General features: G+C 46.4%; 18 protein-coding genes. 5 read left to right on the top strand and 13 right to left on the bottom strand.

Going from position 1 to position 25,940, the window contains the following annotated elements:
* Entirely contained in the window at positions 1-1,200 is a 1,200-nt protein-coding gene (locus K401_RS0117530) for a bifunctional 3,4-dihydroxy-2-butanone-4-phosphate synthase/GTP cyclohydrolase II (protein WP_024294174.1), read from the top strand.
* A gap of 15 nt (positions 1,201-1,215) precedes the next feature.
* Positions 1,216-1,677, top strand: coding sequence for a 6,7-dimethyl-8-ribityllumazine synthase (gene ribH, locus K401_RS0117525; protein WP_024294173.1), 462 nt, complete (start codon positions 1,216-1,218; stop codon positions 1,675-1,677).
* A 210-nt stretch (positions 1,678-1,887) separates the two neighbouring features.
* Here the strand turns inward: ribH and K401_RS0117520 are convergent, their stop codons facing one another.
* On the bottom strand, positions 1,888-3,318 hold the full coding sequence (locus K401_RS0117520; protein ID WP_024294172.1) for a hypothetical protein: 1,431 nt from the start codon (positions 3,316-3,318) through the stop codon (positions 1,888-1,890).
* 254 nt (positions 3,319-3,572) lie between these two features.
* On the opposite strand from K401_RS0117520, the gene K401_RS0117515 reads away from it, so the two are divergent.
* On the top strand, positions 3,573-8,711 hold the full coding sequence (locus K401_RS0117515; protein ID WP_024294171.1) for a DUF7601 domain-containing protein: 5,139 nt from the start codon (positions 3,573-3,575) through the stop codon (positions 8,709-8,711).
* Positions 8,712-8,869: 158 nt separating this feature from the next.
* Here K401_RS0117515 and K401_RS31950 read toward each other — a convergent pair whose 3' ends face one another.
* A complete protein-coding gene (locus K401_RS31950) occupies positions 8,870-9,844 on the bottom strand; it encodes a DUF4489 domain-containing protein (RefSeq protein WP_024294170.1) in 975 nt (324 codons plus the stop codon).
* A gap of 227 nt (positions 9,845-10,071) precedes the next feature.
* Between K401_RS31950 and K401_RS32495 the strand changes: the two genes are divergently transcribed.
* Positions 10,072-10,560, top strand: a complete 489-nt coding sequence (locus K401_RS32495; protein WP_024345159.1) for a DUF4489 domain-containing protein — start codon at positions 10,072-10,074, stop codon at positions 10,558-10,560.
* A 100-nt stretch (positions 10,561-10,660) separates the two neighbouring features.
* On the opposite strand, the gene K401_RS0117505 is transcribed toward K401_RS32495, so the two are convergent.
* The 10 genes from K401_RS0117505 to K401_RS0117460 all read right to left on the bottom strand — a co-directional run bounded on the left by K401_RS0117505 (position 10,661) and on the right by K401_RS0117460 (position 21,623).
* Positions 10,661-11,977 carry an ABC transporter substrate-binding protein gene (locus K401_RS0117505; protein WP_024294169.1) on the bottom strand — a complete coding sequence of 439 codons (1,317 nt, stop codon included), beginning with the start codon at positions 11,975-11,977 and terminating at the stop codon, positions 10,661-10,663.
* A 92-nt stretch (positions 11,978-12,069) separates the two neighbouring features.
* Positions 12,070-12,738 carry a response regulator transcription factor gene (locus K401_RS0117500; RefSeq protein WP_024294168.1) on the bottom strand — a complete coding sequence of 223 codons (669 nt, stop codon included), beginning with the start codon at positions 12,736-12,738 and terminating at the stop codon, positions 12,070-12,072.
* Positions 12,731-14,044 carry a sensor histidine kinase gene (locus K401_RS0117495; RefSeq protein WP_024294167.1) on the bottom strand — a complete coding sequence of 438 codons (1,314 nt, stop codon included), beginning with the start codon at positions 14,042-14,044 and terminating at the stop codon, positions 12,731-12,733. Before K401_RS0117495 ends, K401_RS0117500 begins: the two co-directional genes overlap by 8 nt.
* 8 nt (positions 14,045-14,052) lie before the next feature.
* Positions 14,053-15,000, bottom strand: coding sequence for a sugar ABC transporter substrate-binding protein (locus K401_RS0117490; RefSeq protein WP_024294166.1), 948 nt, complete (start codon positions 14,998-15,000; stop codon positions 14,053-14,055).
* Between the two features lie 99 nt (positions 15,001-15,099).
* Positions 15,100-16,068, bottom strand: a complete 969-nt coding sequence (locus K401_RS0117485; RefSeq protein WP_024294165.1) for an ABC transporter permease — start codon at positions 16,066-16,068, stop codon at positions 15,100-15,102.
* A 19-nt stretch (positions 16,069-16,087) separates the two neighbouring features.
* Positions 16,088-17,575, bottom strand: coding sequence for a sugar ABC transporter ATP-binding protein (locus K401_RS0117480; RefSeq protein ID WP_024294164.1), 1,488 nt, complete (start codon positions 17,573-17,575; stop codon positions 16,088-16,090).
* Positions 17,576-17,703: 128 nt separating this feature from the next.
* Complete coding sequence (locus K401_RS0117475; protein ID WP_024294163.1) at positions 17,704-18,798, bottom strand: sugar ABC transporter substrate-binding protein; 1,095 nt, start codon at positions 18,796-18,798, stop codon at positions 17,704-17,706.
* Between the two features lie 119 nt (positions 18,799-18,917).
* Positions 18,918-19,595, bottom strand: coding sequence for a D-lyxose/D-mannose family sugar isomerase (locus K401_RS0117470; protein WP_024294162.1), 678 nt, complete (start codon positions 19,593-19,595; stop codon positions 18,918-18,920).
* Positions 19,596-19,616: 21 nt separating this feature from the next.
* Positions 19,617-20,477 (bottom strand): class II fructose-bisphosphate aldolase, encoded by an 861-nt coding sequence (locus K401_RS0117465; RefSeq protein WP_024294161.1) that lies wholly within the window; start codon positions 20,475-20,477, stop codon positions 19,617-19,619.
* A 30-nt stretch (positions 20,478-20,507) separates the two neighbouring features.
* Entirely contained in the window at positions 20,508-21,623 is a 1,116-nt protein-coding gene (locus tag K401_RS0117460) for a carbohydrate kinase family protein (RefSeq protein ID WP_024294160.1), read from the bottom strand.
* 566 nt (positions 21,624-22,189) lie between these two features.
* Between K401_RS0117460 and K401_RS0117450 the strand changes: the two genes are divergently transcribed.
* Entirely contained in the window at positions 22,190-23,965 is a 1,776-nt protein-coding gene (locus K401_RS0117450) for a methyl-accepting chemotaxis protein (protein ID WP_024294159.1), read from the top strand.
* Between the two features lie 76 nt (positions 23,966-24,041).
* On the opposite strand, the gene K401_RS0117445 is transcribed toward K401_RS0117450, so the two are convergent.
* A complete protein-coding gene (locus K401_RS0117445) occupies positions 24,042-25,925 on the bottom strand; it encodes an ABC-F family ATP-binding cassette domain-containing protein (protein WP_024294158.1) in 1,884 nt (627 codons plus the stop codon).
* Positions 25,926-25,940 lie beyond the last annotated feature (15 nt).

The raw sequence follows: 25,940 nt of genomic DNA, 5'->3' as shown, positions 1-25,940 counted from the left end.
ATGTTTCAATTCAACACGATTGAAGAAGCACTTGACGACTTACGTCAGGGCAAAATCATTTTAGTCACAGATGACGAGGACAGGGAAAATGAAGGAGATTTGATCTGTGGGGCTGAGTTTGCTACCACAGAGAATGTGAATTTTATGGCAATACACGGGAAAGGGCTGATTTGTATGCCCATGAGCATTGAGCTTTGCCAAAAGCTCAATCTTCCCCAAATGGTAAATTCCAATACAGACAACCATGAAACTGCCTTTACGGTTTCTATCGACCATATTGATACCACAACGGGAATTTCAGCAGAAGAACGGAGCAGGACTGCCCGTGCCTGCGCCAGGGATGATGTAAAGCCGGAAGATTTCCGGCGTCCCGGCCATATGTTCCCGTTGACTGCAAAACGAAACGGTGTTCTTGAACGAAACGGTCACACAGAGGCAACGGTGGATTTACTAAGGCTTGCCAATTTAAAAGAGTGCGGTCTATGTTGTGAAATCATGGGAGATGACGGCACCATGATGCGCACCCCGGAATTGATCGAACTGGCACAAAAATGGAATTTAAAGTTTATTACAATTAAAGCGCTGCAAAGCTACCGCAAAAATCACGACAAGCTGGCAGAACGTGTTACTGTAACAAAAATGCCTACTAAATACGGCGATTTCAAAGCGTATGGCTATGTGAATAAGCTGAATGGAGAACATCATATCGCATTGGTCCACGGGGATATTGGAGATGGAAAGAATCTTTTATGCCGCGTTCATTCAGAGTGTTTGACAGGAGATGCGTTTGGTTCTCTCCGCTGTGATTGCGGTCAGCAGTTTGCGGCAGCAATGGCACAAATTGCACAAGAGGGACGCGGGGTCCTGCTCTACATGCGGCAGGAAGGGCGCGGCATTGGGCTTATTAACAAGCTGCGTGCCTATGAATTGCAGGATCTGGGTATGGATACTCTTGAAGCCAATATCGCATTGGGCTTTGACGGTGATATGAGAGAATATTATATTGGCGCTCAAATACTGAAAGATTTAGGCGCTAAAACCTTACGTCTGTTAACAAACAACCCTGACAAAGTATATCAGCTTTCCGGCTTTGGTATGGAGATCACGGAACGGGTTCCTATCCAAATGAACGCGACAGCTCATGACCTGTTCTATTTACAAACAAAGCAATCCAAAATGGGCCATATTTTAAACTATTAAAAAGGAGATTTTTACATGAACGTATTTGAAGGAAAACTTATATCTGAGGACATTAAGATCGGAATCGTTGCTGCCCGCTTTAATGAATTCATAACCTCCAAGCTGCTTTCCGGTGCATTGGATGGATTAAAACGCCATGATGTTCAAGAAGAAAATATTGATGTGGCATGGGTTCCCGGAGCTTTTGAAATTCCGCTGATAGCTTCCAAAATGGCAAAAAGTAAGAAATATGATGCGGTAATATGCCTTGGAGCAGTCATCCGCGGAAGTACCAGCCATTATGATTATGTATGCAGCGAGGTATCAAAAGGTATTGCACAGACAGCACTTGCTAATGATATTCCGGTTTTGTTTGGGGTCCTTACAACAGAAAATATTGAACAGGCAATTGAACGTGCCGGAACGAAAGCCGGAAACAAGGGATTTGACAGTGCCGTCAGCGCCATTGAAATGGTAAACTTAATGCGGGCCTTTTAAGCCGATATACGGTGTAAGTTTAAAAAGAACTGAAGTGCTGCTCCTGACAGGAAGTCATGATGGCTTCCTGTCATTGTGCAGCACTTCCTTCTCACACCTTATTATTATTGTATATCCTCCAAAATTTTACAGCTTCTTATCAGTTCTTTTTCTCAAATCAAAACATTCCTGGTTTTTCATTGTCCCCATGAAATAAGCATGAAACTTTAATCAGCTCAGCTGTTTCTGCAAAACCGGTCTGCTAAGGTTCCTGGACATTTCATCAAGGTAAGTCTCCCAAAGATCAGGGCTGAAGTCCAGCAGCTTCATGGTGTTATCTGATGTTTCCCTGCTTAAAATTTCATGGAACAGATCCGTCTCAAAGCAGTGGACTTTTTCCTCCTTATAATCATGATCAATCATATAAATCAGATTCAGCCCTTTTAAACAGAACACTGCTGCTTTCGGCTGTTCGCTGTTTACGATCCTGACTTTGTCAGAGCTTTTATCGTTGATAAAGGAGTTAAACCTCCGCAGGTATGGGATGCGTTCCTCAGGCAGAAAATCCACAGCGCCAAAAAGGGGCACAATGGCTTTTCCTGTAGAACAAAAGCCAAGCATGGCATCCACGGTGACGAGAAAAATGGTATCCTTGTCCAGGATCCTGTGAAAAAGTTCCAGAACAGCTCTTTTGGCCACCTCCCTGCCTCCTGCCGGCCCCAAATCCTTTTCTCCCACTAAATAGCCTATAGATATGAAATTATATACGGCCTCCATATGCCTGTCCATCACCCTTGAGGGGATGGAAGGGTCTGCTTCCAACGCCGCTGCTGCCTCTCTTCCGCTGTAGCTTATTTTCCTGGCATCATTTCTCATAAGCGAATTGAAGAATACACTCAAATAGCCTTTATGGGTGACAAAGGACATAAGAGGCATCCCATCCAGCTGCAGGCTGAAAAGAAGGAGAAATTGACCCTTTAAAAGTAAAAAGAGGCAGTTCATTTCTTTTGTGGTTTTCCATAGATTCAAATCCACATACTCCTGGGCCCTGACAATGGAGGACAGAAGACCGGTATTATAATCGCCGGAGGACGTTTCTAAGGAGGTCATATCAAAAAAGTGGTTAAAGACGGCCCTTTCCCCTTTTCGAGGATTTGCTATTTTTACTCTTTGGAAAATGTCAGAATAATACCGGTCAAAAAGGGGGAGGGTGCTGTAAAACTCCAGGGGAAGGTCATGACTGCCCATGATGTGATCGGAAATAAGCACACAGAACATGTTCAGGATGGTCTTTTTCCCCAGAAAGCTTGCTTCCCTGTCGGGATAACTCATATTTCCATTGTTCTCCTCGTCAAAATCTTTATCAAAGGCATACTCAATGGCATAAGACAGAAACATTTCCAGTTCGTATCTGGAACTGAAATCATATATGACCGGAAAAATATGCATAAATTTTAAATAACAGCCATGTCCATACAGAACTTCTGCAAAATATGCGGCGGCCTGCCGGCAAAATGCCCTCTTTTCCTTCAGAAAAGGCAGCCTTCCCCCTTTCAGAATCTTGCTTAATCCACTTGGAGTCATGTTCATGCTGATTGCAAAATCTGTTTTCGGAATATCCGCAATTTCGATCAAATCCTCCAGCAATTTACCGGTTTTCATTTCCTGATCCCCACTTTTTCTTATTTTGGAAAATATTGTAACACGATTTTTTCTTTTTGTCTATTTCGGTGTAACTTTTTTTCTGCATTTTCAAGCACCAATAAACAGGACCTTATATAATTTTAACAGGATTCCTTTCGCCAAGGCAAGCAGGGCCGGCGGCAGAGGAATCACTTTAAATATAAAGCCGCGATTCTCACTCAGGCACACGCTTGAAATCGAATGAAGGGCATTAACAAAAGGAGGAATGAGAATTGAAAAAAGGGAAACAAAGGCGGCTGATCAGCTGGCTGTTGATCCTGATGATCGTGTTGAATGTGTTTTCGCCGCTCAATACGGTATGGGCCGAAGGGCTTGGAATATCAGATGAAAACGCAGTCAGTGCGGACACAGGAACACCTTCCAATGCGGACAAAGATCCTGCGGCCACCGGCAATGAGAAAACCGATCCCACAAAAGGAACACCTTCTGATGCGGATCATGGTTTAAGCAAAGGCTCATCAGGTTCTCCAAAGGCAACACCTTCCGGTGCAATGCCTTTGCTGTTGAATGCAGGGCCTCAAAAGCTGATCGACTCAGCAATACTGGAACCGGAAATTGAAGTAAAGAAAAACGGTTCTCCGCTTAATGACGGTGACACCATCATAAACACGGATACCCTGGATATTAAGTTTAAAATAAAGGTACCGGTAAAATATGATACTCCTGAACCGCCGGTATATGTCAGCAAAGGCGATACTGCCACCGTTGAACTGGGCAAAGGCTTTACATTAGCTCCGTCCACAGCAGTGCTGAAGACAGATGATGGGACTGTCATCGGTCATGCAACGCTGTCAGCCAATGGGGAAGGCATGATGACCGCCCAGATCCTATTTGACTGGGATGACAGTGTTGACGATGAAGAAGACCCTGCAATCAACATAGCGGCCGGTTTCAACGCAACATTGAAATACGATGAAAGCAATGCGGAAACCGAAAACGGAAAAAAGGTCATTAAAATTCTGGAAAAGACCTTTATCGTTACCACTCCGGCCGCCGAGATTATTTATAATGTAAGTAAGGAAGGCACTGTAAACTGGAGTGATAACACGGTGGAATGGGAGGTCGTGATCACTGCAACACAGGGCGGTAGCTCCGTTGACTTAGAGGGCTATAAGTTCAGTGATAACCTGGCTGCTGTAGGGACGTATAAGGCCAATTCATTGATCGTAGGCACCAGTTCTGTCACACCCACTGCCCTATCCCCGCTTACATACCTCTTCCCCAGCGGCTCTATATCGCCGCAGACTGTAAAATTTAAGACAGAAATCCCGGAGAGTAAATTTTTCTCCAACAGCGAGCCCTCCATCACGAATAACGCCAAACTCTTAAATTCAGATGACCAATCTGTGAAGGAAGGTTCCGATACAGTCAAGCTTGAAAAGAAATGGATTACTAAAAAGCATGTTAAGACCAATGATGGTACAGGAGATATTTATAATCCCGCAAACCGTACCATTGAATGGGAGATCATCGCCAACCAGCGCGGGGCCGACCTAAAGGGTGTTGTGATTACCGATATTGCCGATAACGGGCAGGCCATCGATTCGGTAGAGTTGTTTTTTTCTGATGGGTCGGGCGGCTGGATAAACAAAGTCACCCTTACCCCTGATGCAGAAGGAAAGATCACCGTAGGTGACATCACCACTCCCATCAGGCTGCTCGTTACAACCAAAGTGCCGGATGATGCAAGCGGTTCTGTATCAGGCATAAAAACGTACAACAATCAGGCTGCCATCACATGGACAGGCGTACCTGACGGCACGGTTATTGGCACCGGAAACGTGGGCATTGGGGTCGGTTATAACCCCATTTCAAAAGATGGTACTCTGGTCGGCAGCAGATCGGACCGCCAGATTCAGTGGACCGTAACGGTGGACCCTAAGGGGCAAACACTTGCTTCCCCCAGTCAGGCTTTAAAGGTCTACGATTTGTTGGTTTATGGCAAGGATAATGCTGGTCTAAGCGGCAGCACCGGCTGGCCGGAAGACATGAATCACAACAGTTTTACTCCCAGCTTTAACCAGAAATATATCACAGGAAGCTTTGCGAATACCACAGGAACTCCCAGTCTGACTAAAGTCTATACAATTAAGGACAGCAACGATGCCCCCATTGCCGACTTACTGGAGGTCTCGGTAGATAAGAACGGGAAAAACAGTTACACCTTCAATTCCCAAGTGGTAAACCCGGCGATCTTTGCCGGAAATGAAACAAAAAGTGTTCGGAATACCGCTTCCCTGTTCCGTGATACCACTTATTTAAACTCCAATTATAAAGATGTAGATATCACAAACAAGATTCTCAAGAAAGATATTCTAAAGCGGGATACGGAAGTAAACGATGCTGCCGGCGTCAATGGAGGAAACATCGGCGATGCTGATTCCGGATTTGACCATGAAACCAAAACGGCAATTTTCCGTCTCAGCGTCAACGCCGACAGCCTGAATTTCACTGATGCCGCAGGAATTAACAGCGGTGCCGTTACAATTACAGATACTCTGCCAAAAGGATGGGTATTTGACAAGACCTTTTACAAGATTTTCGAAGGAACGACAACAGGAGGTACGGTGAATGCAGATAATGATGTAACCGGTACGATCGGAATCATTCCGTCCTTTACAGATTCCAATGAAACCGATGGTGCAAAAGCGTCCTTTGTCTTCACCACACTGGACCGGCCCTATGTCATCCTTGTAAAGGCCCAGTTGACCGACAAGGCCTACGAAGAGTATTTGCAGTCAAATGATTCACATAAGACAGACCTCAATACGGTTACGCTTAGTGCCGAAAAATGGACACATTCTGTAACCGCCACCCAGGATGTAAAGATCATTACCAGAGTACTGGACAAAACATTCAAGTTCAGCGAAGAGGAGGCAAGACTGACCTGGACCGTAGATTACAATCCCTTTGACTTAAGTCTTACAAATGTAAAAATTGAGGACACCATGTCAGAAGGAATGGAACTTCCTGTTGATTCTGCAGGCAAGCCCGTATGGGACAATATTACGATTACCAAGATGGTTATGGGTTCAGACGGAAAATTGACCGCAGCCGGCGATACGGTGAACCCTTCAACCTGTGTCACCTATGATGCTGCGATCCGTACGCTGACCTTTACGGTTCCCGATGTAAAACAAGCTTACCGCCTGACCTACATAACCGATATTACCCTTGAATCAAATGGACAGGTCAAGAATACGGTCAAGCTGACAGGCAGTGAAGCCGGCGGGGCAAACACAGGCCAGATCCATCCCGTTACCTATCAGAGCGGATGGGCGACGCTGGAACGGGGAGGCAATTTAACCATCACTAAAGTGGATGGCTCCAGTCCTGCCACTCATCTCCAGGGGGCACAGTTCACCCTTTATGCACAGGATGGGGTAACAGTAATCCGTAAGGGTACCACAATTGCTGACGGCACGCTTAAGATGCGCGCAATCCCTGTTGGAACTTATACTTTAAAAGAGACATCAGCGCCTGCCGGCTATGCACCTGACACCAACGCTTATATTGTAGTTGTCTCTAAGGGAACAGATAACAAGATTAACACCTCCATCAGCGGTAAAACCGGGGAAAGCTCCAATAAACTTACGGTAAAGAACTACCTGGACGGCTCTGCTGTTGATTCAGGGAGCCTGACCATTTCGAAAAAGGTTGTGGGAAATGCAGACGATAAGACCAGAACATTTGAATTCAAATTGATTTTAAGCGATACAGACAACGAGTATTTCTATACCGGAAGCGGGGTCGCAGACGGATTTATTAAGAGCGGGGATCCGATTTATCTGGCAGATGGGCAGAGCATCACCATAACCGGGCTTCCAAAGGATATTACCTATCAGGTGACGGAAGAAAATTACTCCGGTGATGGATATGAGACTCTCAGTACAGATGAATCCGGTACTATCGTTGCCGGAGAGAATCAGACAGCTGCCTTTATCAACACAAAATTCAAGCCCGGAAGTCTGAATATCATAAAAACCGTTAAAGGAAACAGCAAGGAAACCGGTCCGTTTGAGTTCACTGTAACCTTCACAAAACCGGACGGTACACCGGATGGCAATACATATCACTACAGCTACGCCGGATCAGGTGAAACCAGACAAATTAAGAGCGGTGATAAAATTTCTCTCTCTCATGGGCAGATCATCACCATTACAGGACTTCCAAAGGATACTCATTATACGGTAGCTGAAAAGGATTATTCCGAAGACGGCTATGCCACTTCTGTCTCCGGCAATCCATCCGATACCATTGAAACAGATGCAGCAAAGGCAGTTACCTTTACCAACACAAAGTACATTGGAAGCCTGACCATCAAAAAAACAGTCGCAGGAAACAGCAATGAAACCGGCCCGTTTGAGTTCATTGTAAGCTTTACAAAACCCAACGGTTCACCGGATGTCAGTACATATAACTACAGCTATACCGGAACAGATGAGATCAGGCAGATTAAGAGCGGTGACAGTATTTCTCTCTCCCATGGGCAGAGCATTACCATCACCGGACTGCTAAAGGATACTCACTATACAGTGGCTGAAAAAGATTATTCAGGAAGCGGTTATACCACTGCCTCTGATCAGGCATCCGGCACCATTGATGCAGTCACGGAGAATATAGCCACCTTTACCAACACAAAGCTTTTGCCCGGAAGCCTGACTATCAGTAAGACCGTTGCAGGAACAGGAGCCAGCACAACAAAGAAATTCGATTTTAAAGTAACCTTTACAAAGCCGGACAAAACAATTGATACGGCTCCTTACAAATTCACCGGAAAAGGCGAATTCCCAGCCGATGAAATTAAGAGCGGGGACACGATTTCTCTTGCTGACGGGGAGAGCATCACCATTACTGGACTGCCTGACGGTACGGGATATCAGGTGACTGAGTCCGATTATTCTTCTGAACGGTACACTGGGACCAAAACAGGAGATGCAGGTACGATTGACACGCTTAAGACGTCAGTTGCAGCATTTACCAACACTTACCGAAGACCCACTGGCGGCGGCGGTGGCGGGGGTGGCGGCGGCAGTGAACCCAAACCACAGCAGCCCTCTCCGACAACTCCCTCCGGACCAGGCATATCTCCTCCAACATCAACGCCTGCGGCAGCACCCACGCAAAAACCCAGAGAAGAAATGACTCCTCAGGAACTGTATGACATATACGGCGAAGTGCCGCTGGGCTATATGGTAGACGTGGATGGGCAGCTTATTCCTCTTGGCCTTCCAAAAACCGGGGATGCCGGATCCGGCGAAATAGCAATTTACGTCCTGCTCTGCTTCTCAGCAATTTTAGGCTTAACGTCTTCCATAGGCATACTGAGAAGAAAACATGTTGACAAATAGCTGCTAAAACAAATTTAAAGAAAACATCTGTTCAATAACCAGATACCTCAGAAACAGGATTAAATCTAATAAAGAAAGAGTGTCTTAACAGCCGGCAGATATTAACCTGGCGACTTTAGAGACACTCTTTTTGTATACCGTATCTGAATCCATTTTTGCTAACAAGGGCAGTCAATGATGGTAGCCCGAAGAGTGGAATTTCTAAACAGCGTTGCTGCCTCCCCAATAGCAGACTGAACTGTCAGAATTGCGTAATAAGTACAGCATCCTTCCTTTTTGTCTAAACAATCGTGAATATGGAAAGTAAAGGTGTTATAATTGGATTCCGGCAACGCATGTTCCAGCAGCCATACAGGGCCAATCGGGATTTGGGCCATTTGGCAATCACATTGTTTGTATATCTGAATAAAAGCAGTTAATAATGATTCAGGAAATACAGTATTAGTAGAAAATTCCAGCTCAATACATGGATGATTGAACTTTTCGGTATTAATTGATAAAGATACAAGTGTGACAGTGGTTCCCGCCGGTGTTTCATCAGCTATGGAAACATTTGACAGAGAGCTGCACTTTGAAAAGATCCTGCCGCACAGCTTTCCCCAACGGCATTTGCATACGAACGGATTTATATCATTGCTGCAGAACAGTTGTTTATCAGCTGAACAATAATCTACAGAAACCAAGGCACTTAAATTGGCATTGTTAATAGATATTGTGCCTTCCGTGACAGCTGAGGCAATTGTTACAGCAACATAATAGGCACAGCACTCATCATATATTTCATCACATGCCTTGAAAGAAAATGCAATTGCTTCTGAGCTTATAAATATATTTGTGTAACTCCAGACTGAACCTACAGGTATAGGTACTATCTGTTCAGGACATTGCTTGAATATCTGGAAGTTGACCGTCCCAATAAATGCATCTGTAACCAGGTTGCTTGAAAAATTGAATCGGATTTTAGATTTTCTTCCGTGTGAACTGTCAATAATAAGGGATGTAATACGAAAAGACGTCCCCACACTTGTACCTGCTGGAATTGAGAGGGTATCCGTCGAGCTGTAGCTTAAGAAGGCATCATAAGTTACTATAAGATTTTCAGTTTTGTTACAATCACATGGCATATCCAGCATCAATAACCTCCATTTATTTGTGAAACCATGAAGGACTCACTCTCTTTATGGTATAGTATTATTTTTTTATAATGTATGTGAATGAAAACTTAGAAAAACACAGACAGTCAAAGAATGGCCTTTTCAGATTAGTTCACCAATTATGAATCACCTTAGCCGGTTTTATTAATATAATGTAATATAAATAAATTCAGCTATAATATTCCCAGAAAAACGGAGGTAAAAATATGGATGGGAGACAATGTTGTTTATTAGAGGATTGTCAGGGAAAATATGAAAAACGTAATAAATTTTTAATAAAATGCAGCTCATCTAATAATCTGATCGTACCGGCCGGCATTACTGCGGGAACAACTTACATTGTTGCATCACTTGATCTGGACTTAGCTTGCTTTTGCAATCCGTCTGTCAATCTGGAATTCAGCAGTAACATTCTCTCTCTCATTTCTTTTATAGAAATTGATTTTCAGGTTTTCAGACAATGTAAAAATGAATTGAGCCCGACTGCAGTCAGTTCTATATGGACATATAATTCATTGACGCCGGGTTCAAACAGCAGCACATTTACATTTTTATCTTGTGATTGCGATCTCAACAATTGTAGCTGTTGTACTTACACGGTTATTGCAACAATAAGATCCACCGTGGAGGCTAATCCTGCGACTGTTAATAATGCAATGCTTGATGCCTTTGTTACAGAAAATTTGGTCTGCTGATTGTTAGGTATTTGTCAGAGTGCATGATAAATATAAGCATGAAAAAGGAGGCCCCATGTCATGAAATGACAGAAAGAGGCCTCTTATTTATAAAACACTTTCATTTCTGCTGCTGCAAATACTTGCTGATCGTCCTCTGAAATATTTTCATGCTGCTGTCAACATTCTTATTTTCCTGCAGGATCTTTGACACCTCTCCATCGGCCAGATTCATGACCTGCTGATACTGCAGAAGTTTAGGCTCAATGATGCCATCCTCTATCACATTATACAGAAGGGTGCTGCTGATTACCTGTTCCCCCTCATCCATATCTTCCTGTATGATATTCGCCCCTTCCTTAGAGGAAGCCACGCTTTTTAAAGCCGGAACTCCCTGGGAATACAGGTACACATCCATTTGCATCTCTTCTGTGTAAGTCAGCTGCTTTAAAAATTCCCATGCCAGTTTATCATTCTTTGTTTTGCTGTTGATCCCCATCAAAAGAGCCTCAACCTTTGATATGTTTTCTCCTTCTTTTCCGGCAGGAAAAGTGATGCAGTCCCATTGAAATCTGGTGTATTTCTTGATCCGGTAAGGATAGGTCTTGTAGGTGCGGTATTCCGCAAAGGTCAAAGGCATGAAGGCCACCCTGCCCTCATTAAAATCTTCCTGAGTGACGCTCTGGCCCTGGTTTAAGTCGCTGAGCCGCTTAATGTATTTGATGGCATCCAGCACCCGGCTGTCTGTAAAGGAAAGCTGGTCCTGATTCTCGTCATACAGCTTGCCTCCGCTGGTGTAAAAGGCATCCCGCCAGCTGTAATTATAAGTGCCAAACTGATCCAGAAGTCCATCCTTGTCCGTGTCCTTTGTCACCTTCCTGCATATTTCATACATATCCTCCCAGGTCCAGTCCTCCTTGGGCATCTGGATCCTTTCCTTAGCCAGCAGGGACTTGTTTACAAACATGAGAGACGGAACAGTTTCATAAGGCAGGGCATACTGGCGTCCGTTGCGACGGCCCGTATTTAAGGCCGTAGTAAAAAAGTCCTCTTTATGAAACTCCCCATCTCCTGCCATCATTTCGTCTAAATCCTTCATGACTCCCAGGGAAGTGAATTTGTCAAAGTCCGAATCCAGTATCATAAACACATCCGGCATCTTCCCCTCCAAAAGCTTTCGGGCGCACCATTCAGAATAGTCCTCCTTTGCGATTCCGCTGTAATAATGGATCTTCACATTTGGATGAGACTCTTCAAAACGTCTGACTGCCTTGTCTATGATCTTAAAGCTGTTGGCACTGGCCACATCCCAGTTGCTTCCCGTAAACATGCCGAATTCCAGAATTATTTCCCTGTTCTGACTGCGGTAAATCAAGGCCCCCGTTATCAGTGCGGCTATGGCGGCACTGATGCAAAGGCTCTTTTTCCACTTCCCCATTCCCGCTTCCCCTTTGCCTTTGATTTGTTATTGTCTTCTATACTCTGCACTTTTTTGTTTCTGCTGCTCTTTTCGTTTTCCTCTTACCTTTATTAAGTCTCTACCCGCTTTCTCACATTGGTCTGGACCGCCCATATGGCAAGCTGAGTCCTGTCCCTTAAATCCAGCTTGTTTAAAATTGTGCTTAAGTAATTGCGGACCGTTCCCTCAGAAAGGTTCAAAGCCTTTGCGATCTCCTTATTGCTGGCCCCCTTCTCCACCTGGGCGATGATCTTCCATTCTGTCCTGGTCAATTCCTCCATGTTCTTTTCCATGACTGATATGGTATCATCCGCCTGGGCCATCTGGGAAAAGAAACGCAGTACCTTTGCCGCAATATCCGGATTGATCATGGCCCAGCCGTTGTAAACAGTGGTTATGGCCCCTACCAGCTCTTCCATGGAAACACCCTTTAACATGTATCCGCTTGCCCCGTATTTTAAGGCGTTATACACGTATTCATCATCATCAAAGGTAGTCAGTATGATGATCTTGATTTGGGGATAGCTTTCCTTTATGATCTTCGTGCACTGCACTCCGTCCATCTTTGGCATCCGCACGTCCATTAAAATCACATCCGGCACATTCTTCCTCACACACCGGATCACCTCCTGGCCGTCTGCGGCCACATCGGTCACCATGATATCCTGTCTGCTGTTTAACACGATCTGCAGGCTCTGACGGATCAACTCCTGATCATCCGCGATCAATACTTTAATCATAGGTCTCCCCCCTCCGAATCGGTATCCTTGCGTTGACGATAAACCCATTGCTTCCGTCAAACGTCACAACTCCGCTTAACATCCTGATCCGTTCTTTCATGTGCTTCGTGCCGAAGCCGTTCTTTATTTCCTTACAGCCGATTCCGTTGTCCTTGATCTGGATCAGGATGTCCTGATTTTCTCTTTGTATGGTGATCCATATCTCCCTGGCGTGCCCGTGGCGGATAGCATTGGTAATCCCTTCCTGGACAACCCGGTAAATGGCATTTTCCTCATCTTCATCAAACTTTAAGTTCTGGACCTTGCAGTCAAAATATACCCTTGTCTCAGACACCGCATTAATATCCGTGACCATTTTATTAATGGCATATTCCAGGCTGAAACGGTCCAGGGCATCGGGCCTTAGTTCACTGACAGAACGGCGGATATCCTTTATCCCGTCTCTGGTTACCTTGGAGATCAGCTCCAGCTGCTTCTTTGTCTGATCCGGCGACGTCCCGATGATGGCAAGACAGGCATCGATCCCCGCCGCAATCCCGGTCAGGGTATGGCCCAGGGTATCATGGATCTCCCTGGCCAGGCGGTTTCTCTCCCTTGTCTCAGCCATTTTTTCAGCCATAAGGGAATATTTTTGAAGCTGTTCGTTGACCTCCTGAAGCTTTTCATTAAGCCCATGGATCTCATCTAAGTTTCCCTGCTGCTCATTGATGATATTGACACAATATACAACAAACACAATTACATTTAAGGATATTAAAATATTGTATACACTTAAAAGATACTGCTGCACCGACGCACTGTAATAGGAAATATAATCCTGAATGGAATACAGGCGGTAGGAAATGGACAAAAGCTCATAATCAGCCAATATGAAGCTTCCGATGGCAACGGCAGCCAGGATATACCTGGACTTTCCGTTTTTCACATACATAATGACGTTGGAAAATACCAGGAGCAGGATTCCGTTATAATTAAAATTCAAAAGGATGATGATCCCAAAGCAGATGAGGAAATCCGCCACCAGACTGGTGAGGATGACCTTGCTGTTATTGGGAAACAAACGGTCCCGGATCACCATGCTTAAGGTAAGCAGCACCAATAAAAGGGCGCAGAGCCAGATCTTTGCATAAGGATACCAGACAATGGCCTGGATCTCGTTTAAGAATTCTCTTGCAGCGTATGCCCTCCGGATTTTTTCAATTGTCCAGTAAATAAAAATGCTGATTCCCATGACCGATATCATGTTTAAGGCCAGGATGCCCACCTGAAGAAGGCCGATCCGGCTGTTAAATTTTTTCTCTTCCATCTCTCTACCTACTGCCAGCCGTCAATTTCGTAATTATCAAGATTGTCCTTTGTAATAAGGGTGCTGGGAAGGCTGATGTATTGATCCACCGGCTCCCCTGCCAGATACCGGTATGCCGTTTCAGCCGCCACCCTGCCGATGGACTTGGGACTCTGGGCACTGGTCCCGGTAACATAGCCCATATCCAGAATGGCCTTAAAATCAGGGGAACCGTCGATTCCATAAATCAGGATCCCCTCCTCTTTCCTGGCCTGCTGCAAAGCCGCAAGAGCTCCCAAAGCCGTGGGATCGTTGCCGCCAAGAATCACATCAAAATCAATGTTTTTACGCAGGACCTCCTCCATCACCTTGGAGGACACCTCAATTTCCCCGCCGGCCGCATGGCGGTACACCACCCGGTAGTTGCCGTTTCCTGCAATGGCATCGGTAAATCCCTGGGCACGGTAGGTGATGGACATTTGTATGGGGTTGTCCAGAATTACAATATTGGCGGATTTCTTCCGCTTCATCATATCCAGGGCGCAAAGCTGGCCTGCCTGGTAATTGTCCGTTTCTATGATGGATATGACAGAATCCCTGTCCTTTACAACGGTATCCACATTGATGACGGCTACTCCCGCCTTTTTGCACGCATCAAGGGCAGGAGAAACAGCCTCCCAGTCCACCGGATTCAAAAACAGCATGCAGATCCCCTCATCGATCAATTCCATGATCTGTTCATTCTGCTTCTCCTGGTCCTGAAGAGGGTCCCTGGTGAGAAGAATATCCCCATTGGCCTCAACCACCTCTTCGATTCCCTGGTTCAATATGTCAAAATAGGGGTTGTTTCTGGTCATATAGGTTGCTCCGAAAAGTTGGGCCTCGTGCTGCCTGGTCCTGCTCTCATTCCTCTGGCAGCCGGGCAGAAGGGCCAATATTCCAATGACCAGAAAAAATAATCCTGTCCTTGCCTTCATGCTTTTCACTTCCCAATTTGGTTTATTTACTGTAACGTGGATAGTATACCACAAAAAGCGTCTCTCCGTTAAGGAAACGCTTTTTGCAAGGACATAAATTTAATCCTTCTTTTTGTTTCTTAAATAATCGATGAATACAGCCAGAAGAATGACGATGCCTTTCACCACATACTGCCAGAAAGAATTGACGTTCATCAGGTTCAGACCGTTGTTTAAAACACCGATGATAAGGCCGCCGATAATGGTTCCGCCGATCTTGCCGGAACCGCCTGCCATGGAGGTGCCGCCTACCACGACTGCTGCAATGGCATCCATTTCCGCACCGTCACCTGCCGTAGGCTGCCCGGAATACATACGGGAGGCCAGGACCACTCCTGCAAGGCCGGCCATGATGCCGGAATAAGTATGAACCAGAAGCTTTACCCTGGCCGTGCTGATACCGGAGAATTTCGCCGCCTGGGCGTTGCCGCCCACCGCATAAATGTGCCGCCCCAGCTTTGTCTTATTCATAATTATTGCCGTAATAATCAGGACAAACACCAAAAGTATGACAGGCGTGGGAATTCCCCCGATGTAACCGGCGCCGAGAAACTGCCATGCCTTTGTAACCACCCGAACCGGGGAGCCGCCAGTATACACATACGCCAGACCTTTTGCCACGTTCATGGTAGCAAGGGTCACGATAAACGGGGGAATGGTCGTTTTGGAAATGACCACACCGTTCATCATTCCCACTGCCATGCCGATGAGCACGCCGATGATGATGGCCGCAAATATGGGAAGATTATAACGGGCTACACAGCCTGCCGCCACGCAGCCGGACAAGGCTATGATAGAGCCTACGGAAAGGTCGATGCCTCCCAAGATGATGACCATAGTCATGCCGCATGCCAGGAATAAGTTTGATGAAATCTGCCTTAATACGTTGAACATGTTTTTATGGGAAAGGAAGGCGCTGCTGGTCTTTGGAAATATGGATAAGAAAATACACAGGATCAGCAATGCCCCGATAATGCCGATATTGTCTTTCAAGTATTGTTTTATGTTTTTTTGAAGTCTTGTTGTCATTTGATTTTCCCCCTCTTTCCTACTTTGCAGCCAGCTTCATGATCTGTTCCTGGGTAACGCATTCCTCATGGCTGAAACAGCCTGTGATCCTGCCGTCGCACATGACATAAACGCGGTCGCTCATATTGAGTATCTCCGGCAGCTCGGAGGAAATCATGATGATGGACATCCCGTCCTTTACCAGATCATTCATGATTCCGTAAATCTCTGATTTTGCCCCCACATCCACGCCCCTGGTAGGCTCGTCAAGGATCAGGATCTTTGGCGAGGTGGCAAGCCATCTGCCGATCATGACCTTCTGCTGGTTCCCGCCGGATAAGTTTCCGATCAACTGCTCCTGGGAGGGCGTCTTGGTATCCATCATATCAATATATTCCTGGGTAATGTTTTCTTCTTTTCCCGAATCCACCCAGATTCCTTTTATAAAGGATTTCAGCACTTCAATGGTAGAGTTAAAGCGGACCGTCTGTACCTTGTAAATTCCCTCCTGCTTCCTGTCCTCAGGCACCAGGGCGATTCCGTACTTCATGGCATCAACAGGGGATTTGATCTTCACTTCCCTGCCTTCCACATAAATCTCTCCGGTAAAGCCGGGGGTAAGACCGAAAATGCATTTCATGGCTTCACTTCGTCCTGCTCCCACAAGTCCTGCAAATCCTATGATTTCTCCTTTACGCAGTTCAAAGCTGGTTCCTTTTACCATCTTTCCGTCTGCAATGTTTTCACATTTTAATACCACTTCCCCCGGTTGTAAGTAATCACGGGTGTAATATTTGGTCAGTTCCCGGCCGACCATCATGGCGATCAGCTTATCCCTGGTGGTATCCTGAACCACTTCCGTTCCTACGAACGCTCCATCTCTCAATACCGTTACCCTGTCACAAATCTGCTCCAGTTCATCCATTTTGTGGGAAATGTAAATGATCCCCACGCCCTTCTCTGTCAGCGTCCGCATGGTCCGGAATAAGAATTCCACTTCTTTATCCGAAATAGAGGAAGTAGGCTCATCCATGACCAGGATCCTGGAATGATAGGAAATGGCCTTTACAATCTCCACCATCTGCTGCTGGGCGATTGTCAGATTCTTCACTAATGCCTCTGCAGAAATGTTCATTTGATAGGCATCAAGTAATTTCTGGGCTTCCTTTTCCATAATATCATGGTTGACCCAGCCGCCCTTTCCAGGCTCCCGCCCCAGAAAGATATTTTCCGCCACAGTCATATGAGGGACCAGCACCAGCTCCTGATGGATAATGGAAATGCCGCTTGCATGGGAAGCATTTACTCCATCAATGACCACCTTCTGGCCATCAATGAAAATCTCCCCCTCGTCCGCAATATAAATGCCGCCCAAAACCTTTATCAACGTTGACTTGCCGGCTCCGTTCTCCCCAAGAAGCGCATGGACCTCACCGGTACGGAGTTCTAAATCCACTCCCTGAAGCGCTTTGACTCCCGGGAAGGATTTATGAATATTTTTCATCTGAAGCAGAATCTTTTCGCTCATAAACTCACCTGCCTGTTCTCACTTTTGCTTTGCCTTCTGGGTTTTCCCGTTAAAAAGCGCCCGGAGGGCGTCCCAAAAGCAATGTTTCTCCTGTTTTGAGACGCCCTCCCACAGCACTTTCTTTATTCTTACTGCCAGCCGTCTGTTCCGTAGTCTTTAACATTCTCAGATGTGATCAGGAAGGTTTCTACCGGATAACGGTCATCTACTGTATCGCCATTTAAATAAGAATACATTATATTTACTGCAGACTGTGCGATCTTAACCGGTGACTGTGCGCCGCTTCCTTCAATGAGGGAATCGCCGGAAGCCATCTCTGCCTTAATATCAGGAGATCCGTCTACGCCGTAGATCTTGCAGTCCTTAATGCCTGCCGCATTGGCTGCTGCCAGTGCTCCAAGTGCGGTGGGGTCGTTGCCGCCGAAAATAGCAACTACATCGCCGTGTGCCTGAAGAAGGTCTTCTGCAATGCCCATGGCAACCTGTAAGTTGCCCTTTGCATCCTGCTGGGCAACGATGTTAAAGTTATGTCCCTTGATCGCATCTAAGAAGCCGTTGGTTCTGTCCGTCACGGAATTCATGGTAGGGGAATCCAGAACAATGATATCTCCGCCGTCCGGACATTTCTTAACTAAGTCCTCGCCGCATACGAAACCGGCATTATAGTTATCGGAACCTGTGTAGGAAACCAGATAGGATAAGTCAGCCACTTCCGTGTCAAAGCCTACGATGGGAACATTTGCATCCTTTAACTGATCCAGGGCCGGAAGAATACCTTCTGCCTCAGCCGGGTTCATGAACATGGCATCAATATTCTGGGAAATTAAATCTTCCACCTGGGTAATCTGAAGAGTTACATCATTGGCCGGATCCACAGAAATAAGCTCATCACCCTGGGCCTCAACCATTTCCCGCATGGTCTTCTCAATGGTAACGAAGAACGGGTTTGTGCCATCCATACAGGTATATCCGAATTTGTAATGCTTGCTTGGGTCCTTCTTCTTTACATTGGCATCAGCCATGTTTGCACCGGAATCGGATTTAACTGGTGCCTTCGTCTCCGCAGCGGCAGCGGCGGTTGTTGTCTCTGCTGCCGTAGTTGCGGCTGCCGTTGTCTCAGGCACTTTTGTCTCCGGTTCCCCATTGCTGCAGCCTGCCAGTGAAAGTCCCGCAAGTGCTGCACAAACCAGCATTGCAGCTAATTTTTTTGTGCTTTTTTTCATGTTACGTCCTCCTTGTACACTTTTTATTTGTTTTAATTGCTACTTTTTCATCATATCATGACTTAATTTTTAAAACATGTGCACAATGTAACAAGTTTTATGTGACAATTGTAACATCTTTATACTGCCGGATATTCGTTGCAAAGAAGCCGGTAGGGAGGCTCATCCTCTTCTATCTTTGGAAAACGCCCGGCAGGTAAGTAAAACCGGTTATCCCCGTTGTCGTCGTTGCACATGGACACCTCTCCCAACAGGACAGGACCGGTTCCCGGCTCCAGTTCAAAATCGTGGTACAGATAGGGATATATGGTAATACTTTCTCCGGGACACAGCTTAATCTGGGTTCCTGCTGCTACCTTGTATTCCCTTCCATCGCTGTGAATGTTCACATCCTCATGGGCAAATTCCCCATCAGGGGTGGACTGGTAGACACGGATCAGCACATTTCCGCCTCCCCGGTTTATAATGTCCTCCATTTTATTCCAGTGGAAATGCATGGCCGCGGACTGACCCTCCTTAATATAAAGCAGCTTTTCCGCATAGGTCTTCGGATACTTCTCCATTTTCACATTGCCGTTTCGCAGGGTGATCAGGGAAAAACCCACCTTATCAAAGTCGCCCATTCCAAAATCCGTAATGTCCCACCCCAGCATGTTGTCACGGATCTCATCATAGTCATGCCCTTTTTCCTTCCACTCCTCCGGTGTAAAGCCGCAGAAAGGGGGAAGGGCAAAGCCGCATGTCTTTGCCATCTCTTCCATATCCTTTAATGCCTTGTTGATTTCTGAACGTTTCATTTAGGACCTCCTGTCCCTTCATTATTCCAGATTGGAAAATACCTTTATGGTATGAAGCACATCCTTTTTCATTGCCTCGATCCCCCATAAGGTCACATCATGATAATATACGTAGCCCTCCGCCTCTATGGCCTTTTCCTTAACATGCATTCCGCCTGCTTTGGCTAAATAAGTATAGTAATTGATCTTGCGGACTCCGTTTTCAATGCACCTGCGGAAATCCTGGTCACTGACACCGGAGCCTCCGTGCATGACAATGGGAAGCCCGATCCTGTTTCGTATCTGGCTGATCCGGTCAAAGTCCAGCTTGGGTTCCGTAATGTAAAGTCCATGGACCGTGCCAAAGGAGCATGCCAGGGCATCAACTCCCGTAGCCTCCACAAACCGTTCTGCCTGCTCCGGGTCCGTGTAACAGCCTTCCGTGGCTTCTCCTTCTTCTCCTTCCCCAATGCTTGAGAACTCCTGCCTTCCCATGGCGCCGATCTCTGCTTCTACAGAAGCCCCATATGCGTCCGCTATTTCAACGGCAATTCTTGTATTAGCCGCATTCTCCTCAAAGGACAGGGCGGAGCCGTCGTACATGACCGAAGTAAATCCCATATCCAGGGCCTTTTTTAACAGGTTTAAATCATCCCCGTGATCTAAATGCACCGCTACCGGCACCGTGGCCCGTTCCGCCATCATGACCATAATAGGACCGATGACTGACATGGGGATGATGGTCTCGTGTACAGGGGCAAACTGTAAGATTACAGGCTGGTTCAGTTCTTCAGAAACCTCAAGCACTGCCTGGATCCCTTCCAGGGAAGTGATGTTAAATGCCCCTATTGCTATGTTTTTTGCATCCGCCAGTTCTAAAATAGCCTTCATTGTGATCAGCATATCTTTTTCCTCCTGATTTTTATTTTTTTGTTATGGATGAATAATTTTTTGTTGTTCCCATCCCTTTTGTATCTTTTCTTTAAGTGTCTCAAAAGGCAGAAGTCCGCTGACGGCATCATACGCCGTCACGCAGGAAGCCCCGGTTGCCACCGCAAGCTCCAGGCATTCCTCCGGCCTTAATCCCTCCAGCATGGCCTTTATAAAAGCGGCAATGCTGGTATCCCCTGCTCCTGTTGCCGACAGGATCTTATCAGGCACAAAGCTGTTCTGAAAACAGGCAATGCCGCTCCAGCCCTCCATAAAATGCCCGGCAGAAGTCTTTAAATACATTCCGGCTGCCCCGCATTTTAACAATACGGTTTTGGCTCCCAGCTTTAAGGCCCGGTCCGCAAGGACCTCCACATCCTCGTTTAAGGAAAGTATGGATGTGATGTCCTCTCCTCCTGCCTTTTCCTGCCATTTGTCATACAGTTCCTTATCAAGCATGTACCCCAGTTCCTCAATGCTTGGAACAAAGAAATCCACATAAGGAAGCACAGATGCCAGGATCTTTTCCCAGTCACAGCCGGCCGCCTCAGAATCAGGATCCACTGCCGTCAAATCCAGGGATGTGGTAAGGGAAAGCTCCTTGACCCGACGAAAAAGCTCAACCAGCTCCTCTCCCTCATTCTGATAAAATCTGCGCATCAGCGTTGGATATCCGAAATGAAAATGGGCTGCCCCAGCCACCTGCTCAAAATCTACATCCCCGCAGCAAAACGTATCATTGCACCCCGGATCATGGAGAAAAAACCGGTCAAATCCCTTGGGTGCTATGACCACCGTATAGGAGGTGGATTCCCCTTCCACTGCCGGAATGCTGCTATCACAGCCGCTCTGTCTGATCTTTTCCTTTAGTATCAGGCCGAAATCATCATTTCCAACCTTTGCCATCAAAAGCACATCCCCGCCCAGGGCATGGAGCCCCAAACCCGTATTGGAGACGGCTCCGCCTGTGGATACCTGCGCCTTTCCCACCCGCAGGAGCTTTCCCGGTCGCAGCAGTGCAGAAAACTTCTGGCCGCCGCTGTTTTTAAAAACCGGCGTAATGTCCAGGGAAATATGTCCGGCCACCACAACTTTCTTCTTCCCTTCCTGATATTTCATGTTTTACCCCCTCTCTCTGTACTCATCATAACAATTCCAAAGGAAAAGTCAATATTTTTTATGCATTTATTACTATTGTAATGAACAATATGACATTTGTCATGTATATATTGCACAACACAAAAAACGAGTTTCTCTATCTCACGCTGTAGGGATCTTCATAGGGACCGGTCAAGAGGATATTCCCAATCCGCTCCGTTGTTTCATACTTTTCGCATTAATAATGGAGTACTTCCTGGATTCGGTAAAAAATTCACTTAAAAGCTTTTCATTTTCTATTAAAATGATTTTGAATTCTATCATTAACACTCTTTTTCTTTAGATTGACAAACAATAATCTTGTATTATATAATGAACAATGTCGATATTTGCCTAAAAATGGATGAAACGGCCTGTTTTGTAACCGCCATCCACCGATGTTCACAAAATATTAATTCATATAGTATACCAAACGGAGCTTCAGACGTTGTAATGCGTATACACCAGTTCGTGTTTTGAGGAACATGACAGACCAAATTGAAGCGATTATACATAAGAAACTGATGAGAAACCAGGAGGATATCAGTATGAAGAAATTCAGGGATTACAGTATTACCAGGAAATTACTTACAGCCTTTCTTGGCATGGTATTAATTATGCTTGTAATCGGCAGCATGGGCATATTTGGCATGGCCCGCATCAACCAGATGGATACTTTTTTGTATAAAAACCAAACAGCTCCCATGAAAGACCTGATCTTTGCCACAAAAAGCCTGTATCAGCTCCGTGAAGATTCCAATGCCATGATCATCCATGCCGGCGATACCATGGAGCTGGAAACTCTGGAACAACGCTATATAGAATCAAAGAACAACTTCCTTAACGGTTCTGCCGCATACCGGACCAGCATTCAAAACTCGGAAGCCCTCTCTTTGATCGACGAAGCGACCCAGCTGTTTACAGATACCTTTGATCCCGCCATACAAAAGTGCTTAAACACAGCCAAGCAGGGGTCTAAGAACACGGCATTGACCGCTTTTGATCAGGATAAAGACAAAATCCAGAAAATATATGATAATTTCGACCGCCTGGCGGAGATCCGGCTGGAAGATGCTCACCAGACCAGCAAAACCAATGATTCAACCGCAATCATCCTCACCGTTATGCTTTGTGTCATCCTTGCAGCAGGAACAGCCTTTAACATATTTTTAGGCTTCCGGATCTCCCATATGATCAGCCTGCCTATTGGACAGGTGGTAAAGGCTGCTGATAAAATCGCTCTTGGACATTTGGATGTGGATCTTACGGATGTGGATTCCAAGGATGAAACCGGCCAGCTTGCCTCTGCATTTACAGCCATGCTGGAAGGCATTAAAAGCCAGGTGCTCATTGCCGAAAAAATCAGCAACGGAGATTTTACACAGGAAGTTCCTCTCCGTTCCGAGGAAGATATCCTTGGCCTTGCACTCCGTAAAATTGAAAAGGATCTTAACAAGACCCTGCTTCTTATAAGCACGGCGGCTGACCAGGTTTACACCGGCGCAGAGCAGGTATCCTCCGCAGCCCAGGCCCTGGCCTCCGGTTCCACGGAACAGGCTGCAACCGTTGAAGAGCTTAACTCCGCCATTACCACAGTAGCAAGACAGGCCAGCCAGAATGCGGAGAATGTCCGCCTGGCATCTTCATACGTGAAACAAAACGGAACCGGAGTGACGGAAAGCAATTCTCACATGCAAAGCTTAAATACCTCCATGAATAAGATCAGCGCAGCTTCAGAAGAAATTTCCAATATTACGAAAGTGATTGAAGATATTGCATTCCAGACAAATATTCTTGCATTAAATGCCGCTATTGAAGCCGCCCGGGCCGGAAGTGCAGGAAAGGGATTTGCGGTGGTCGCAGATGAAGTCCGGAACCTTGCCACAAAATCTGCGGAAGCGGCAAAAGAAACGGCAAATCTCATCGTTCATTCCTCGGAAGCCGTTACCGAGGGCAAGAAGATGGCAGCCAACGCCGCAAGGATCCTTCAGGAAGTAGGAGAAAAATCCAGCCTTGTGGAACAGGCCATCCAGGGAATCCAAACCGCTTCTTCGGAACAGGTAATGGCAATCGAACAGATCAATCAGGGACTGTCACAAGTATCTGCAGTCATACAGACAAATGCAGCTACTGCAGAAGAAAGCTCCGCTTCCAGCGAAGAGCTGACCGCCCAGTCCCAGACCCTGCAGCAGGAAGTGGGGAAATTCAAACTAAACGGAGAACAAGTTGATTTTCATGAAGAGTACATTCCTTCCTCCAGGATCACGGAACCGGGATCATATACAAGAGCGGAACCAACCTATGATTATTCCGGAAAATATTAATCAAGAAATACATTCTCATATTACATAAGAAACGCAGGGCATTGGCGGATGATCCGTCAATGCCCTGCGCTTCTTTTTACATCTCTTCCTCATAAGCCGTATCAAACCATTCCAGACACAGCTCATGCCAGTTTTCCCATGCCTTCTGGCACTCTTTTTTCAGCTCCTCATACCGGCCGGATTCCTCCCACTCTTTTCCCTTCCAAAAGTCTTCCGATTCCAGCCACTCATCCTTCAGCCCTTCCATGGCGGCTGTCAATTCCATCACCAGGTCCCTTTCCGGCAAAAGCCGCTCCAGAACCAGGCCAAGCTTCCATTCCAGATAAGCTTCCTCCACCGGTATCTCTTTTAACCGGTGCCGTTCTGCCTTGGGAACTCCGCGCATTCCGGCGATCAAAGCCTGCTCCTCCGCTTTGATCTGCGCTGCGATTCCTCCTCCCCGCTCTGCCTTTCTGCGGCCTTCCAGATAATGCTCATAGCCAAAAGGATAGTAAAAGGCAGACTGATTCTCAAATATGAGAACCGACTCCGCCACCCGGCTTAAAAAGTAACGGTCATGGGATACGAACAAAATCGTTCCAGTATAAGCCCGGAACGCGGATTCCAAGGTCTCCTTTGCCCTGATATCCATGTGGTTGGTAGGCTCATCCAGGATCAGAAAATTAGGCCGGCTCTGCAAAAGCTCCGCAAGGACGAGCCTTGCCTTTTCCCCTCCCGACAAAAGGCCCACCCGTTTTCCCGCCTCTTTTCCGCCAAACAGATATGCTCCCAACGTGCTTCGGACTTCTTTTTCCGTTAAAGAGGGAAAGAGATCATGAAAATGCTGTGCCACGGATTTATCAGAATCAATTTCCGAAGAATGCTGGTCAAAATAACCTATGGTGATCTGATTTCCCAGGGAATACTCCCCGGAAACAGGAGAGATAAGGCCTGCCGCAGTCTTTAAAAAAGTGCTCTTTCCGGCCCCATTGGGTCCCAGGATCCCTATCTTCTGCCCTCTGCGGATCCTCATTGTCAGTTCAAGGAGAGGGCGGTCATAGCCGAGTTTTAAGTGCTCCGCTTCAAAGACCCATTTGCTTCCTAAAAAAGCCGGCTCCAAGGGTCCTGTGAACATGTGGATGTCATCCTCCTCCGGCTTCACTGCCTGGCCCAGCCTTTCCATTGCCTTTCTTTTGGACCTGGCAAATGCGGCCTTATTTGGCTTATGCTTAAACCGTTCCACCAGATCATTTAAGCGCTTCAGCTCCTCCTGCTGCCGCTCATAGGCCTTTGTCTGTATCCGTATGGCCTTTCTCTTCTCTTCCCGGTAATGGGTATAATTGCCCGGATATTTTGTCAGTTTTTTACCTGACAGCTCATAGATCACCGATGCCGTCCGGTCCAGAAAAAAGCGGTCATGCGATACCATGATCACCGCTTTTTCATATTGATCCATATACTGCTCCAGCCACTCTGTTGCCTGGATATCCAGGTGGTTGGTCGGCTCATCCAAGAGGAGGATATCCGGCTTTAACAGCAGATGGCGGATAAGAGCAATCTTCGTCTGCTCCCCGCCGGAAAACTGGGAAAGCCTTTTCTTTTTATCTTCCCTTGTAAATCCAAACCCGGTAAACAGCGTATCATATTCCCGTTCATACTCAAACCGTTCCATTGCAAAGGAATCCGCAAAAGGACAGGAGGACAGCAGCTCTTCCCCTACTGTCCTGCCCTTATCCTCAAATGCCTGCTGCTTTAAGTAACCCACCGTCAATTTTCTGGAGCTGGTGATCCCCGGACCTTCCCTCTTGTCATCCCGGTCCAGTTCCAATTCTCCTGCTATCAGCCTTAAAAGAGTGGTTTTTCCGGCTCCATTGTTTCCAACTACCGCTATCTTTTCCTTGCCATGTATTTCAAAATCAATATGTGACAGGATCAGGCTGCCCCCGGCAGTGACTGTCCCATCCTTTATCTGATACAACATTTCAAAATTTTCCTG

Source organism: Lacrimispora indolis DSM 755 (assembly GCF_000526995.1).
In the GTDB taxonomy this organism is placed as follows: Bacteria; Bacillota; Clostridia; order Lachnospirales; family Lachnospiraceae; genus Lacrimispora; species Lacrimispora indolis.
This window is presented reverse-complemented; position numbering and strand designations above follow the sequence as displayed.

Excerpts from the sequence above, each read along its gene's own strand:
- K401_RS0117530 (WP_024294174.1), top strand. The coding sequence starts at position 1 with ATGTTTCAATTCAACACGATTGAAGAAGCACTTGACGACTTACGTCAG.
- ribH (WP_024294173.1), top strand. The coding sequence starts at position 1,216 with ATGAACGTATTTGAAGGAAAACTTATATCTGAGGACATTAAGATCGGA.
- K401_RS0117520 (WP_024294172.1), bottom strand. The coding sequence starts at position 3,318 with ATGAAAACCGGTAAATTGCTGGAGGATTTGATCGAAATTGCGGATATT.
- K401_RS31950 (WP_024294170.1), bottom strand. The coding sequence starts at position 9,844 with ATGCTGGATATGCCATGTGATTGTAACAAAACTGAAAATCTTATAGTA.
- K401_RS32495 (WP_024345159.1), top strand. The coding sequence starts at position 10,072 with ATGGATGGGAGACAATGTTGTTTATTAGAGGATTGTCAGGGAAAATAT.
- K401_RS0117505 (WP_024294169.1), bottom strand. The coding sequence starts at position 11,977 with ATGGGGAAGTGGAAAAAGAGCCTTTGCATCAGTGCCGCCATAGCCGCA.
- K401_RS0117500 (WP_024294168.1), bottom strand. The coding sequence starts at position 12,738 with ATGATTAAAGTATTGATCGCGGATGATCAGGAGTTGATCCGTCAGAGC.
- K401_RS0117495 (WP_024294167.1), bottom strand. The coding sequence starts at position 14,044 with ATGGAAGAGAAAAAATTTAACAGCCGGATCGGCCTTCTTCAGGTGGGC.
- K401_RS0117490 (WP_024294166.1), bottom strand. The coding sequence starts at position 15,000 with ATGAAGGCAAGGACAGGATTATTTTTTCTGGTCATTGGAATATTGGCC.
- K401_RS0117485 (WP_024294165.1), bottom strand. The coding sequence starts at position 16,068 with ATGACAACAAGACTTCAAAAAAACATAAAACAATACTTGAAAGACAAT.
- K401_RS0117480 (WP_024294164.1), bottom strand. The coding sequence starts at position 17,575 with ATGAGCGAAAAGATTCTGCTTCAGATGAAAAATATTCATAAATCCTTC.
- K401_RS0117475 (WP_024294163.1), bottom strand. The coding sequence starts at position 18,798 with ATGAAAAAAAGCACAAAAAAATTAGCTGCAATGCTGGTTTGTGCAGCA.
- K401_RS0117470 (WP_024294162.1), bottom strand. The coding sequence starts at position 19,595 with ATGAAACGTTCAGAAATCAACAAGGCATTAAAGGATATGGAAGAGATG.
- K401_RS0117465 (WP_024294161.1), bottom strand. The coding sequence starts at position 20,477 with ATGCTGATCACAATGAAGGCTATTTTAGAACTGGCGGATGCAAAAAAC.
- K401_RS0117460 (WP_024294160.1), bottom strand. The coding sequence starts at position 21,623 with ATGAAATATCAGGAAGGGAAGAAGAAAGTTGTGGTGGCCGGACATATT.
- K401_RS0117450 (WP_024294159.1), top strand. The coding sequence starts at position 22,190 with ATGAAGAAATTCAGGGATTACAGTATTACCAGGAAATTACTTACAGCC.
- K401_RS0117445 (WP_024294158.1), bottom strand. The coding sequence starts at position 25,925 with ATGTTGTATCAGATAAAGGATGGGACAGTCACTGCCGGGGGCAGCCTG.